This is a genomic window from Cupriavidus sp. C3SS-1 (assembly GCF_057073755.1).
On sequence record NZ_CP172700.1, the window covers coordinates 1,639,130 to 1,652,825 of the forward strand.

Sequence of the window (13,696 nt, forward strand, 5' to 3'; positions counted from 1 at the left end):
GACAAGATCAGATGACCACCGGCGCGCGCCCGATGACACGCTATGAAGAACTGGCCGAGGACATCGCCCAGTCGATCCATGCCGGCGTACTGCGGCTGGGCGACCGCCTGCCGTCGGTGCGCCAGGCCAGCGCAGGCCGCGGCGTGAGCCAGTCGACCGTGTTCCAGGCCTATTACCTGCTCGAGGCGCGCGGCCTGATCCGTGCGCGCCAGCGATCCGGGTATTACGTCGCCACGGGCTCGCGCCAGTTGGCGCCTGAAGCGGAGACACCCTCCGCCCCGGCAGAGGAGTCCGGACCGATCGATGTCAGCGAGCTGGTTTTCAAGGTGCTCGAATCGACCATGCGGCGCGACGTGGTGCCGTTCGGCTCGGCCTTCCCCAGTCCCCTGCTCTTTCCGCTGCAACGGCTGGCCAAAACCATGGCGTCGACGGTGCAGAAGCTCGACCCATGGAGCAGCGTGGACGACCTGACGCCCGGCAATGCGAGCCTGCGTCGCCAGATCGCGCTGCGCTACCTGGGCGACGGCCTGACCGTGCAGGCCGACGAGATCGTCGTCACCAACGGCGCGCTCGAAGCGCTGAACCTGTGCCTGATGGCGGTCACGCGCCCCGGCGATGCTGTGGTGATCGAAAGCCCCACGTTCTACGCGGCGCTGCAGGCGCTGGAGCGCTGCGGCCTGTCCGCGATCGAGGTGCCCACGCATCCGCGCGAGGGCATGGATCTGGGCGCGCTGGAACAGGCGCTGCAGCGCCACCGCCCCAAGGCGTGCTGGCTGATGACCAATTTCCAGAACCCGCTCGGCTCGCTGATGCCCGAAGCCAAGAAGCAGGCGCTGGTGGAACTGCTGGCGCGCTACGAGGTGCCGCTGATCGAAGACGATGTGTATGGCGAGCTTTACTTCGGCACGCGCCGCCCGACGCCGGCCAAGGCGTTCGACAAGGCCGGCCTGGTCATGCACTGCGCGTCGTTTTCAAAATGCCTGGCTCCGGGCTACCGCGTGGGCTGGGCCGCACCGGGCCGCTTTGCGCGCGACGTTGCACGGCTCAAGCTGACCACTACGCTGGCCGGCTCCGCGCCCGCGCAGGCCGCTATTGCCGCCTACCTTGAAAAGGGTGGCTATGACCGCCACCTGCGCCAGCTGCGGCACGCGCTGATGCTGCGGCAGGACGCCGTGGCGCAGGCCGTGGCGCGCCACTTTCCACCCGGGACGCGCGCCACGCGGCCGGCGGGCGGCTACTTCCTGTGGATCGAACTGCCCGAAGGCACCGATACGCTGGCCCTCCACCAGCTCGCACTGTCGCACGGCATCAGCATTGCGCCGGGGCCGATCTTTTCGGCGCGGGCCGGCTTCCGCAATTGCATGCGGCTCAACTACGGGCATGAGTGGGACAAGCGCGCCGAAACCGCGCTGGCCACGCTCGGCCGGCTGGCCCGTGCCGTAGCCAGCGCGCGGCCCTAGCCCTTGGTATCGGCTCGGCTATCGGCGCGGGAAGCCATTGTCACTTGCCGGCAGGATCGTCCTTTGGGTCCAGATAGTTGATGTCCAGCGGGCCGGTGCCGTGGATCTGCACGACCGTCTCGGTCTTGCTGAACGCGTAGTGATGGGCCTTGGCGGGCAGGTAGTGGAAGCCGCCCGTTTTCAGGGCGTGGGCATGGCCCATGTCCATCTTGTCCCCGGCTCCCAGATAGAGCGTCCCGGAGATCACCGTCAGGTTCTCGGCCTGGCTATGCCAGTGGGGTGGCACCTTGTATCCGGCCGGCGTCTTGAGCCGGACGACGAACGGGCCGTCCTTGCCCGGGTCGCCATAGAGCACGGCCAGCTTCGCCCCCTTGGGCAGCGAAGGCGGCGCCTCGCCCCATTTCACCGTGCCGGGATTGATCATCTCCATGCCGGCTGCGGCCGGCTCCTGGGCGCTGGCCAGCCCGGCCGCAAGCGATGACGCGAGCGCCGCTGCCGCCAGCCACGCAAGCTGCAACCGATGGTCCGAAGAATGCGCTTTCATGGTCTTCTCCTTCTTGCCTTGGCACCCGCCACGCGCGGCATGGCCGCCGCATCGCCACCCCGGGCAGTGCCTGAAACCATCGTAGTGCAGAAGGACGATGCCGACGCAACCGGCAACAGTTCGGGCAGGTCCTGTCAGGCGGCCCGGTTCGGCGGATGCGAGTTGTTGCCGCCGGCCGGCGCATGCAGGCGCCGCCAGACCAGCCGCGGCAGGCGCACCAGGCAGCCCGCCGTCAGCCGCAGGTGCATCCAGGCCAGCAGCAGGTTGTCGCGCAGATAGCGGAAATGGGAAACGCCGCCCGCGCTCCGGTCAAAGTAGCGCACCGGCGCGTCGAGGTTGACGGGCCGCACGCCGCGCCAGCACAGGCGCACGGCGACTTCCGGGTCGAAGTCGAAGCGGCGCATCCAGCGGCTTTCCCGCATCACGGCGCGCAACGGCGCGATCGGATAGACGCGGAAGCCGTACAGCGAGTCGCCGACGCCTGCCCACAGCGTCTCCATGTCCGCCCAGAAATTGGACAGGCGGCGCCAGTACACGCGTTCGACCGGCGCGCTTGCGTCGAATACCGGCCGGCCAAGCACCATCGCGTCGGGCTCGCGCATCGACACCGCCATGAACTCGCCGATCAGGTGTGCCGGGTGCTGGCCATCGGAGTCCATCACCAGCACATGGGTGAAGTCCTCCGCGGCGGCGGCCTCGATGCCGTGCATTACCGCGGCGCCCTTGCCCTGGTTTTCCGGCAAGACCAGCACGCGCAGGCTGGCATCGTTCCGGGCCTGCTCCTGCAACCACGCCACGCTCCCGTCGGTGCTGCCATCCACCACCACCCAGACCGGACACCAGGCCTCGCGCGCGGCGCGCAGCGTCTGCCGCAGCATGGCGCCCGGGTTGTAGCTCGGGATCAGTACCAGATGGGTGGGAGACGGCACGGCCATGATTGCGAGATATTCAGGCCATGCCGCCATTGACCGACAGCACCTGGCCGGTCACGTAGGCTGCGGCATCGGAAGCGAGGTAGGCCACCATCCCCGCCACGTCCTCGGGCGTGCCCGCGCGGCCCGCCGGCACGATCTGGCGGAGGCGTTCGGCGGGAAACGCCAGTTCCGACATGGGGGATTCGATTACGCCCGGCGCCACGGCATTGACCGTCACGCCGCGCGACGCCATCTCCATCGCCAGCGAGCGCGTGGCGCCGATCAGGCCGGCCTTGGCCGCGGCATAGTTGGCTTGCCCGCGGTTGCCCATCACGCCTGCCACCGAGGCCATATTGATGATGCGGCCCCAGCGCGTGCGCATCATCGGCATCAGCAGCGGCTGGGTAACATGGAAAAAGCCGTGCAGCGAGACCTCGATCACGCGGCGCCACTGTTCGCGGCTCATGCCGAGCAACGGCGCATCGTCATGGATGCCGGCGTTGTTGACCAGGATCTGGACGGTTCCGTGGGCGAGGATGCCCTGCAACGCCGCCTCGGTGGCCTCGGCATCGGTCACATCGAAGGCAATGGCGCTGGCGGTGCCGCCCGCGGCGCGGATGGTGGCCGCCACGGCTTCCGCCTGGTCCAGGTTGCGGTTGGCGTGTACCCAGACCTCATGTCCGGCGCGCGCCAGCGCATGGCTGATGGCGCCGCCGATGGCACCGCTCGCGCCGGTGACCAGCGCCACCCTGCGCGTGACCTGCGGCGTGCCTTCTTGCGCCATGTGCTGCTCCCTGTCTGGCGGACTTCCAGTTGCGCCGCGCTCAGCGCGTGCGGTTGGCAGCGACATAGTCGGCCAGGCTGCCCAGCGATGCGAAGATCGTCTTGTTGTCGGGATTGTCCGAGCGCAATTCCACGCCGTACTTGCGGGACACCAGCAGCGCAATTTCGAGGATGTCGATGGAATCGAGCCCGAAGCCTTCACCATACAGCGGCGTTTCGGCCGTGACTTCATCCAGTTTAAGGTCCGCGATATCGAGTTCGCCAATGATCAGGCTGGCGAGTTCCGTTTGGAGTTCGTTCATGTTCGTCAGGGTCTTCTTCCGCGCCACAAAAGGCGCCGGAAGATGGCGGGGCGATGCTACCAAAGCGCGGCACATCGCACTACCTACGAGAAGTTTAGTAACAACATTGGAGCGACTTTGCTGAAACATCTCTGCGCCCGCCGGGTCTTTTAAGGTATAAAACGTTCGCCTTGCCGTCCGGGCACGCCGGAAACCACCCGAAGTGCCGGTTCGGTGGCAAGAAAAGAGTATTTTGCACCACAATAATCGTCAATGTCTTCGAGCCACCTTCCCCACCTCGCTGCAACGTCTTGCGACGCCACGCCGCTGACTCAGCGCGTTGGCTGGATTGCCGCGCCCGTGGGTTTCCTGGCCTATGAGTCGGCTCTTCATCACGCCGCGCACACGCCGCCGGGCGCCGAAGTCGGGGCGCTGATGCTGGGCTTGGCGCCATTCGGGCTGATTGCCCTGGCCGCCGCCTGGCGCTGTGCCCGGCGCCTGCCCTGGCTGATCCTTCTGGCCGCTTGCGGCATCGCCCTGTGGGTCGGCCGCATGCCATTGGCCGCCCATTTCGGCTGGACTTACTTCCTGCAGCACTTTGGCGCGAACCTGGCACTCGCCGCGATGTTCGGCCGTACGCTGCGCCGCGGCGGCACGCCGCTGTGCACCGAGTTCGCGGCGGCCGTGCATGGGCCGCTGTCGCCCGACATGCGGCATTACACGAGCCGTGTCACGCAGGCCTGGACGCTGTTTTTCGCGCTGACGGCGGCCGTATCGCTGATCCTGTTCGCCCTGGCGCCGATGCCCGCCTGGTCGACCTTCGCCAACCTCGGCACGCCCTTGCTGGTCGCGCTGATGTTCGTGGCCGAGGCCGCGTGCCGCCGCGCCTTGCTGCCGGCGGCGAAGCATACCGGCGTGCTCGATGCCGTGCGCGGTTACCGGGCCGTCATGGCCGAGCGCGCCAGCCGTGCCGGCGCGTCGCACTGAACGCGGGTTGCCCATGACCACGTTCCCACTGCTTTCGCACCCGTCATCCGACAGCGTCGTCGCGCTCGCCAGCGGGCAGGCCATCACGGCCAGCCGGTTCCTGGCCGACGTCGACGCGCTGGCCGCACGGCTGCCTGCCGGCCATCATGTCTTCAATGCATGCGCCGACCGTTACCGCTTCGCGGTCGGCCTCTGCGCCGCGCTGCTGTGCGGCAAGGTCAGCCTGCTGCCGCCGTCGCAGACGCCGGACATGGTGCGGCAGCTGGCGGCCTTCGCGCCTGATGTCTTCTGCTTGCATGACGACGCCGATTGCGACGTGGCGCTGCCCCGCTTCTTCTATGCCGCCGCGGACGAGCGCACGCCGTCTGCTACGCAAGCGGCCATCCCCGAGATCCCCGCCGATCGCCTGATGGCCTACGTGTTCACGTCCGGCTCGACCGGCCAGCCCGTCGCGCACGCCAAGACCTGGGGCGCGATGGTACGCGGCGCCCGCGCCACGGCGCAGCGCCTCGGGCTGCTCGATGGCCGCGCCTGGACCTTGGTCGGTACGCTGCCGCCGCAGCACATGTTCGGCCTGGAAGCAACCGTCATGCTGGCGCTGCAAGGCGGCGCGGCACTGGCTTCGGCCCCGGCCTTCTATCCGGCCGATATCCGCGCCGCCCTGCATGCCGCACCGCGGCCACGCACGCTGGTGACTTCGCCGGTGCACCTGCGCGCGCTGCTGCAGGCAGCCGGCGATCTGCCGCCGGCCGACCTGGTGCTCTGCGCCACCGCGCCGCTGGGCCGCCCCCTGGCGCAACAGGCGCGGACCGGCCTGGCGGCACCTGTGCTGGAGATCTATGGCAGTACCGAGACCGGCGCGCTTGCCACACGGGCGACGGCCGACACCGAGGCATGGACGCCGCTGCCGGGCATCACGCTGGACAACCGTCTTGACCCTTGCGCCGACACCGGCTTCGAAACCGTGACGTGGGCCTCCGGCGGGCACATCGACCAGCCCGTCGCGCTCGGCGATGCCGTCGAACCGATCGACGCCACGCGTTTCCGGCTCCACGGCCGCAAGGCCGACATGATCAAGATCGCGGGCAAGCGCACCTCGCTTGCCTACCTTAACCAGCAGCTCGCGAGCATCGAAGGCGTGCAGGACGGTACCTTCTTCCTGCCCGACGATGTCCACGAAGACGAGGTCGCCGGCCGCGTGGTGCGCCTGGTGGCGCTGGCCGTGGCCCCTGGCGTGGCGCCCGCAAAGATCCTGCAAGCGCTGCGCGGGCGCATCGATGCCGCCTTCCTGCCCCGCCCGCTTTGCCTGGTTGACCAGCTGCCGCGCAACGCCGCGGGCAAGCTGCCGCGCGAAGCGCTGGCGCCGCTGGTCGCGGCCCAGCTTGCGCAACGCCATGCACCGGGCTTCGTGATCGATGCCGGGCATCCGGCCTTGGCCGGCCACTTCCCGGGCAACCCAGTGGTGCCCGGCGTCGTGCTGCTGGACCATGCCATCCTGCAGATCGGCGCGGCGCTGGGGCGCCAGGTGGCGGTCACCCAGGTCGGCACGGTCAAGTTCCTCAGCCCGGTCCGACCCGGTGAACGCGTCGAGGTCGATCACCAGTGGCAGGCCGAAGCGTCCGGTGCCAGCCCGGCCTCCCTCCGCTTTACGTTGAGCGCGAGCGGGCGCGATGTGGCCAGCGGCACGCTGACCATGCGGGCCGCCCAGGGCCGACAGGAGGCATCGCCATGCTGACCTGGCTGCGCAAGGCACAGCCGCTGGACGCCAACTGGTCCAGCCGCGAAGAGCGCAGCAACGTCACGCTGTTGCGCATCATGACCTGGATCTCGCTGGCGCTCGGCCGACCGGCCGGACGCGTGGTGCTGCGGCTGATCGCGGCCTATTTCACGCTGTGCTCGCCGGCGGCGCGCCATGCATCGCGCGCCTACATGGACCGCGCGCTCGGCCGCGAGGCCGGCTGGATCGACGGCTTCCGCCACGTCTTCACGTTCGCGTCGACGATCCACGACCGCATCTACCTGCTCAACGGACGCTTCGACCTGTTCGACATCCGCCTGCACGGCGAGAAGCAGCTCGAAGAGACCATTGCGCGCGGCCAGGGCGCGTTCCTGCTCGGCGCGCACCTGGGCAGCTTCGAAGTGATCCGCGCGATGGGCCGCCAGCATCCGGACATGCGCGTCGCGATCACCATGTACGAAGAGAACGCCCACAAGCTCAACGACGTGCTGCAGTCGATCAACCCGGCCATGCGGCGCGACATGATCACGCTCGGCAAGGTCGACGCCATGCTCAAGGTGCGCGACTACCTCGATCGCGGCTACATGATCGGCATGCTGGCCGACCGCACGCTGTCGCAGCGCGCCACCGACCCGGTCCAGCAGTGCGATTTCCTTGGCGCGCCGACGGGTTTCCCGACCGGGCCGCTGCGCATGGCGGCAATGCTGCGCCGGCCCGTGTTCTTTATCACGGGCCTGTATCGCGGCGGCAATCGCTATGATGTGCACTTCGTGCGGCTGGCCGATTTCTCGCAGGTTCCGCGCGGGCGCCGCGAGGCGGAGGTACAAGGTGCGCTGCAGCGCTACGTCGCGCTGCTCGAACAGTTCTGCCGCAGCGCGCCCTATAACTGGTTCAACTTCTACGACTTCTGGCACGCCGGCCCCCCGCTGTCCGGGCAGCCGCCCCCCGGCAACGAGCCCTGACCCCATGCGCCGAATCCGCTTGATCCTGCCAGCCCTGGTGCTGGGTGTTGCGCTGTTGCCCGGCATGACCATTCCCGCGTTCGCCGCTGACAGCGGCTCGGCAGCCTGGGGCGTCGACCAGCTCATGTCCGCGCTCGCGCAGCGCAAGTCCGGCCGCGTGCAGTTCACCGAGAAGAAGTACCTGGCCATCCTGGAGCGCCCGGTGGAATCGAGCGGCGAACTCGTCTTCGTCGCGCCGGACCACCTGGAGAAGCGCACAGTCGCCCCCAAGCCTGAAAACCTGGTGCTCGATGGCGACATGATGACCGTGGAGCGCGGCGGCAAGCGTTTCACCATGCCGCTGCAGAACTACCCGGAAATCGCCGCCTTTATCGAAAGCATCCGCGGCACGCTGGCGGGCAACCGTTCCTCGCTTGAGCGTTACTACAAGCTCGGCGTGGAAGGCCGCGCGAGCCGCTGGACGCTTACCCTGACGCCGGCCGATTCGCGCATGGCGGCCATCATCACGCAGGTGCGCATCGAAGGCGCCCATGACGCGCTGGACAGCGTGGAAATCCGGCAGGCCGACGGCGACCACTCGGTCATGAAGATCCGCCCCGCCGCCAGGCCATGATGCCCGCGCCGCGCGGCGGGCCGCGTCCAACCGCCCTGCCGGCCGCGCGCCTGGCCGTGGTCCTCTGGCTGGCCTGGCTGCTGGGCTGCGCGGCCGTCGTCACACGCACCAGTTTTACCGCCGACCTGTCGGCTTTCCTGCCGCGCATGCCAAGCGCCGAACAGCAGTTGCTGGTCGACCAGTTGCGCGAAGGGCTGGTCTCGCGCCTGATCCTGGTTGGGGTGGAAGGCGGCGATGCCGACGGGCGCGCGGCCGTCTCGCGCGCCATGGCCGCGCACCTGCGCAAGGATGCGCGCTTCTCCGCCATCAGCAACGGCGAGCCCGTCAACCAGGCGGCCGACCAGCGCTATCTCTACAACCACCGCTACCTGCTGAGCCCGACGGTCACGCCCGAACGGTTTTCGCAGCAGGGGCTCACGGCGGCCGTCGCGGACACCTTCGACCTGCTGGCCTCTCCTGCCGGGCTCTTCACCAAATCGCTGTTGCCGCGCGACCCCACGGGCGAGGTGATGTCGGTGATGTCGCAGCTCGACGCGCAGCAGCGCGTGCCGATGCATGGCGGCGCCTGGGTCTCGCGCGATGGCCGGCGTGCCGTGCTGCTCGCGCAGACGGCCAGCGCGGGTTCCGATACCGATGGCCAGGCCAGGGCCATCGACGCGATCCGCGAGGCCTTCGCCGACGCAGCCAATGCGGGGCCGTACCGGCTCGTGATGACGGGGCCCGGCGTGTTCTCGGTCAAGGCGCGCGACACGATCCGGCACGACGTGGAACGGCTGTCTGCCATCGGCGTTGCGATCATCGTCACGCTGCTGCTGGTGGTGTACCGGTCGGTGCCCCTGCTCGTGCTCGGGCTGGTTCCGGTGCTGTCCGGCGCGCTGGCCGGCGTGGCGGCGGTCAGCCTCGGCTTTGGCGGCATGGTGCACGGGCTGACGCTCGGCTTCGGCACCACGCTGATCGGCGAAGCCGTGGACTACTCCATCTACCTGTTCGTCCAGTCGGCGCAGTACACGCGTGGCGGGCAGCGCGACAACCGCGCCTGGATTGCCGGCTTCTGGCCGACCGTGCGGCTCGGCGTGCTGACCTCGGTGTGCGGCTTTGCCTCGCTGCTGCTGTCGGGCTTTCCGGGGCTGGCGCAACTGGGCCTGTACTCGATATCTGGCCTGGCCACGGCCGCGCTCGTCACGCGCTTCGTGCTGCCGCACCTGGTTCCGGCCACCCTGCACCTGCGCGACGTCACGCCGCTCGGCACGCGCCTGGCCGCGCTGCTGGCCCGTGCCCGCCGGCTGCGCTGGCTGGTCGCGGTGATCGCCATGGCCGCCTGTGCCGTGCTGTGGGCTCGCCACGAAACCTTGTGGGGGCGCGAACTGTCGGCGCTGAGTCCCGTGCCGGCGGCGGAACAGGCGCTCGACGCCTCGCTGCGCGCCGATCTCGGCGCGCCCGATGTGCGCTACCTGGTGGTGCTGTCCGGCCCGGACCAGGAGTCCGTGCTGCAAGGCGCCGAGCGCGTGGCGCGGCAACTGGACCCGCTGGTCGCTTCCGGCGTCATCGGCGGCTATGAGAGCCCGGCGCGCTACCTGCCCAGCGCCGCCACGCAGCGCGCGCGGCAGGCGAGCCTGCCGCAGCCTGACGAGCTGGCGCGGCGTTTGGACGCGGCGGTCGCGCAGCAACCGGTGCGCCGCGAGCTGTTCGCCCCATTCCTGGCCGAGGCCGGCCAGGCCCGCACGGCTGCGCCGCTGCGGCGCGAAGACCTGAAAGGCACTTCGATGGCGCTGGCCATCGATGCCCTGCTCACGCGGCACGGCGACCAGTGGAATGCCACCCTGCCCCTGCGCGCGCCAGCGTCGGCCAAAGCCACCGACGTGCTGGACAGCCAGCCGATACGCGCGGCATTGGACCGCGCCGGCGTCAGCCATGCGCTCTTTGTCGACCTCAAGCGCGAATCGGACCAGCTCTACGGCGGCTATATGCGCGAAGCGCTGCACCTGTCGCTGGGTGGCGTGCTCGCCATCCTGGTGCTGCTGTCGGTGGCGCTGCGTTCGCCCAGGCGCGTGCTGGCGACCGTGCTGCCACTGGCTGCCGCCGCCCTGGCTGTCATGGGCGGGCTGGCCGCGCTGGGACAGCCGCTCAACCTGCTGCACCTGGTGGGCCTGCTGCTGCTCGTGGCGGTGGGATCGAACTACGCGCTGTTCTTCAATGGCGCGGCCAGTACGGGGCCGACGACGGCCATTTCGGCGCATACACTGGTATCGCTGCTGCTGGCAAACCTGACCACTGTGGCGGCCTTCGGGTTGCTGGCCTGGTCGGACCTGCCACTGCTGAAGGCATTCGGGCTGACCGTCGGGCCCGGGGCGGTACTGGCGCTGTGCTTCTCGGCCATCCTGGCGCGCGCGCCGGCGAACCGCCGCCGCGCCAGGGCCGGACAACCGTAAGACGTTTGTGATGAAACCTGCAACCCACCCGCCTGTCCCGGCACACAATCAGCGGCCAGTCCCCACGCGCCAATGGAGGCCGGGCATGCTGCTGTACGGCGCGGGCCTGGTGCATGTGGGGGCAGCGGCCGCGGTGCTGGCCGATCCTTCCACGCTGGGATGGGCCGCGGCCGGTGTCGGCACCACCCATGCCACGCTGGCGGCGGTGGGACTGTGGCCGCGCAGCACCTGGCTGGGTCCGAACGTGCTGCGCCTGCCGCGCGCGGCAGGCCGCAGCGTCGCCCTGACCTTTGACGACGGCCCGCATCCGGAAATGACGCCACGCGTGCTCGACCTGCTCGACGTCCAGGGCGCGCACGCCACTTTCTTCTGCGTCGGCGAACGCGCGGCACGCTATCCGGGACTGGTGCGCGAAATCGTGCGCAGGGGTCACACGGTGGAAAACCACAGCATGCATCACCGGCTCGATTTCGCGCTGTTCGGGCCATGGCGCATGCGGCGGGAGATCCGCGAGGCGCAGCAACTGCTGGCCGATATCACAGGACAAGCGCCGCGCTTCTTCCGCGCCCCCGCCGGCCTGCGCAACCCGTTACTCGAACCGCTGCTGTGCGCCGAAGGCCTGCGGCTTGCCGCGTGGACCCGTCGCGGCTTTGACACGCGCAACGGCGACCGCGCGGCCAGCGTCGCCCGGCTGCTCACGCGCGACCTGGGCGCCGGCGACGTGCTGCTGCTGCACGATGGCAACAGTGGCGTCGACACTGCCGGCAGGCCGCACTGCACGACGGTGCTGCCCGGCCTGCTGGCGGCCATTGCCAACGCCGGGCTGCAATGCGTGACACTGCCCGCCGGCATGGCGGCAAAGGACCCGCACACGGCTTGATACAATGGCCTCACCCCTGCGCATCCCACTTCCCACACCCTGTGTCGCCGCTCCATCTCTCGCATTTCACTGCCACCAGTTGCATCGGCACCGGGCTTGACGACACGTTGAGCGCCCTGCGCGAACAACGCGGCGGCCTGGCGCCCTGCCGGTTCGCAGACGTCCGCCTCGATACCTGGACCGGAGAAGTCCCGGGCGTGGAGGCTGTCACCCTTCCCCCTGCGCTGGCGGACTTTGAATGCCGCAACAATCGCCTCGCGTTCCTAGCGCTGGAACAGGACGGCTTCGCCGATCGTGTCAGGGAAGCCGTGGCGCGGTATGGCGCGGACCGTATCGGGGTGTTCCTCGGCACCAGTACAGCCGGCGTGCTGCAGACCGAACTGGCCTACCGCCAGCGCGACCCGCAGACCGGGGCACTGCCCCCGGGGTTCAGCTATGCAGGCACCCACAGTCCATATTCGCTGCCCGGCTTCGTGCGCGCGTATTTCGGGCTGAAAGGGCCGGCCGCCGCCGTGTCGTCGGCATGCTCGTCGGGGGCGAAGGTCTTTGCCTCGGCACGCCGCCTGATGGAGGCGGGACTGATCGACGCGGCCGTGGTCGGCGGCGTGGACTCGCTGTGCCACACCACGCTGTATGGATTCGATTCGCTGGAACTGCTGTCGGACCAGCCGTGCCGGCCGTCCGACGCCGACCGCAACGGCATCTCGATCGGAGAAGCCGCAGCGTTCGTGCTGGTCGAGCGCGCGCCGGAATCGGAACAGGCACCGGAAGGCGCCGTCCTGCTACTTGGCATCGGTGAATCGAGCGACGCCCACCACATGTCCGCGCCGCATCCCGAGGGGCTGGGCGCGCGCATGGCCATGGCGCAGGCGCTGGCCAGTGCCGGCGTCGCGCCGGCACAGGTCGACTACGTCAACCTGCACGGCACCGCCACGCGCGCCAATGACGCCGCCGAGGCGCGCGCGCTCAACGCGCTATTGCCGGGTACGCCGTGCAGCTCCACCAAAGGCGCCACCGGACATACGCTCGGCGCCGCGGGCGCGCTCGAAGCGGTGATCTGTGCGCTGGCGCTGCGCCATGGCCTGCTGCCGGGCGGCATCAACACCACGCAGGTGGATCCGGCGCTGGCGCTCGACTACCGCCTCGCCAGCCGCGAACAGCCGCTGCGGCATGTGCTGAGCAACGCGTTCGGTTTTGGCGGTTCCAACTGCAGCCTGCTGCTCGGGCGCGCAACCGGCGGGCAATGACCATGGGCGCACCGCTTCTCGCCTTTATCGAAGGCATCGGCGTGCTGGGCCCGGGGCTCGGCAACTGGGCACAGGCCGGAGGCGTGCTCGCCGGCCGCGAGCCCTACCAGCCCGCGCCGACCGAACTGGCGCCGCCCGCCATCCTGCCGCCGGCCGAGCGGCGCCGCAGCGGCACCGCCGTCAGGCTCGCGCTTGGCATCGGGCAACAGGCCGTGGACGCTGGCGGCATGGAGGCTTCGGACCTGCCCACGGTAATCACGTCGTCGAGCGCGGACGGCCACAACTTCCACGCGATCTGCGAAGCCCTGGCGCAGCCCGAGCCGCTGATGTCGCCCACGCGCTTCCACAACTCGGTCCACAACGTCGCGGCCGGGTACTGGTCGATTGCCACGCGCGCCATGCGCCCGGCCAATGTGCTGAGCGCGCTGGACGCGAGCTTCGCCGCCGGCCTGCTGGAAGCGGCCGCCCAGGTGTCCGCCGACCAGGAGCCGTGCCTGCTGATCGCCTACGACTCCGATTACCCGGAACCGCTGCGCACGCTGCGGCCCATCGCCGCGCCGTTCGGCGTGGCGCTGCTGTTGTCGCCGCGCGCGTCGGAACGATCGCTGGCACGGATTGAAGTGGGATTGGCGCACGCCCCCGTGACGCAGATGGACGATGCCGCGCTGGAGAACCTGCGCCGCTCGATACCGACTGCGCGCGCGCTGCCGTTGCTGCGCGCTGTCGCCATGCAGCCGGCCGGCACGGTCGTGATCGATTATCTGGAAGACCTGCAGCTGCAAGTCGCCGTGCAACCAGCGGCGCGGCCTGGGACTGGCGGATAACGTGCCAGCGCCGCACACGCCGCTGGACCACGCC

The 13,696-nt window shown here is 69.5% G+C and carries 13 protein-coding genes; 9 read left to right on the forward strand and 4 right to left on the reverse strand.

All coding sequences use genetic code 11. The features are described from left to right. The first annotated feature begins 32 nt into the window (after positions 1–32). Entirely contained in the window at positions 33–1,460 is a 1,428-nt protein-coding gene (locus ACIGJC_RS23630; RefSeq protein ID WP_483714366.1) for an aminotransferase-like domain-containing protein, read from the forward strand. Positions 1,461–1,500: 40 nt separating this feature from the next. Here ACIGJC_RS23630 and ACIGJC_RS23635 read toward each other — a convergent pair whose 3' ends face one another. The 4 genes from ACIGJC_RS23635 to ACIGJC_RS23650 all read right to left on the reverse strand — a co-directional run bounded on the left by ACIGJC_RS23635 (position 1,501) and on the right by ACIGJC_RS23650 (position 4,003). Further along, entirely contained in the window at positions 1,501–2,004 is a 504-nt protein-coding gene (locus ACIGJC_RS23635) for a cupin domain-containing protein (protein ID WP_483711835.1), read from the reverse strand. 134 nt (positions 2,005–2,138) lie between these two features. Beyond that, positions 2,139–2,939, reverse strand: coding sequence for a glycosyltransferase family 2 protein (locus tag ACIGJC_RS23640; RefSeq protein WP_483714367.1), 801 nt, complete (start codon positions 2,937–2,939; stop codon positions 2,139–2,141). 13 nt (positions 2,940–2,952) lie between these two features. Next, complete coding sequence (gene fabG, locus ACIGJC_RS23645) at positions 2,953–3,702, reverse strand: 3-oxoacyl-ACP reductase FabG (RefSeq protein ID WP_483711836.1); 750 nt, start codon at positions 3,700–3,702, stop codon at positions 2,953–2,955. Between the two features lie 40 nt (positions 3,703–3,742). Beyond that, positions 3,743–4,003, reverse strand: a complete 261-nt coding sequence (locus ACIGJC_RS23650) for a phosphopantetheine-binding protein (RefSeq protein ID WP_483711837.1) — start codon at positions 4,001–4,003, stop codon at positions 3,743–3,745. Positions 4,004–4,255: 252 nt separating this feature from the next. Here ACIGJC_RS23650 and ACIGJC_RS23655 point away from each other — a divergent pair, with 252 nt between their 5' ends. The 8 genes from ACIGJC_RS23655 (at position 4,256) to ACIGJC_RS23690 (ending at position 13,662) form a co-directional block, all read left to right on the forward strand. Next, entirely contained in the window at positions 4,256–4,969 is a 714-nt protein-coding gene (locus ACIGJC_RS23655; protein ID WP_483711838.1) for a COG4648 family protein, read from the forward strand. A gap of 13 nt (positions 4,970–4,982) precedes the next feature. Further along, entirely contained in the window at positions 4,983–6,704 is a 1,722-nt protein-coding gene (locus ACIGJC_RS23660) for an AMP-binding protein (protein ID WP_483711839.1), read from the forward strand. After that, complete coding sequence (locus ACIGJC_RS23665; protein ID WP_483711840.1) at positions 6,698–7,669, forward strand: LpxL/LpxP family acyltransferase; 972 nt, start codon at positions 6,698–6,700, stop codon at positions 7,667–7,669. Before ACIGJC_RS23660 ends, ACIGJC_RS23665 begins: the two co-directional genes overlap by 7 nt. 4 nt (positions 7,670–7,673) lie before the next feature. Next, positions 7,674–8,282: a LolA-related protein gene (locus ACIGJC_RS23670; RefSeq protein WP_483711841.1), complete on the forward strand. Its 609-nt coding sequence runs from the start codon at positions 7,674–7,676 to the stop codon at positions 8,280–8,282. Further along, complete coding sequence (locus tag ACIGJC_RS23675) at positions 8,279–10,711, forward strand: MMPL family transporter (RefSeq protein WP_483711842.1); 2,433 nt, start codon at positions 8,279–8,281, stop codon at positions 10,709–10,711. Before ACIGJC_RS23670 ends, ACIGJC_RS23675 begins: the two co-directional genes overlap by 4 nt. An 85-nt stretch (positions 10,712–10,796) precedes the next feature. After that, positions 10,797–11,591: a polysaccharide deacetylase family protein gene (locus ACIGJC_RS23680; RefSeq protein ID WP_483711843.1), complete on the forward strand. Its 795-nt coding sequence runs from the start codon at positions 10,797–10,799 to the stop codon at positions 11,589–11,591. 41 nt (positions 11,592–11,632) lie between these two features. Beyond that, a complete protein-coding gene (locus ACIGJC_RS23685) occupies positions 11,633–12,838 on the forward strand; it encodes a beta-ketoacyl-[acyl-carrier-protein] synthase family protein (RefSeq protein WP_483711844.1) in 1,206 nt (401 codons plus the stop codon). Then, a complete protein-coding gene (locus tag ACIGJC_RS23690; protein WP_483711845.1) occupies positions 12,835–13,662 on the forward strand; it encodes a beta-ketoacyl synthase chain length factor in 828 nt (275 codons plus the stop codon). Before ACIGJC_RS23685 ends, ACIGJC_RS23690 begins: the two co-directional genes overlap by 4 nt. Positions 13,663–13,696: the final 34 nt, after the last annotated feature.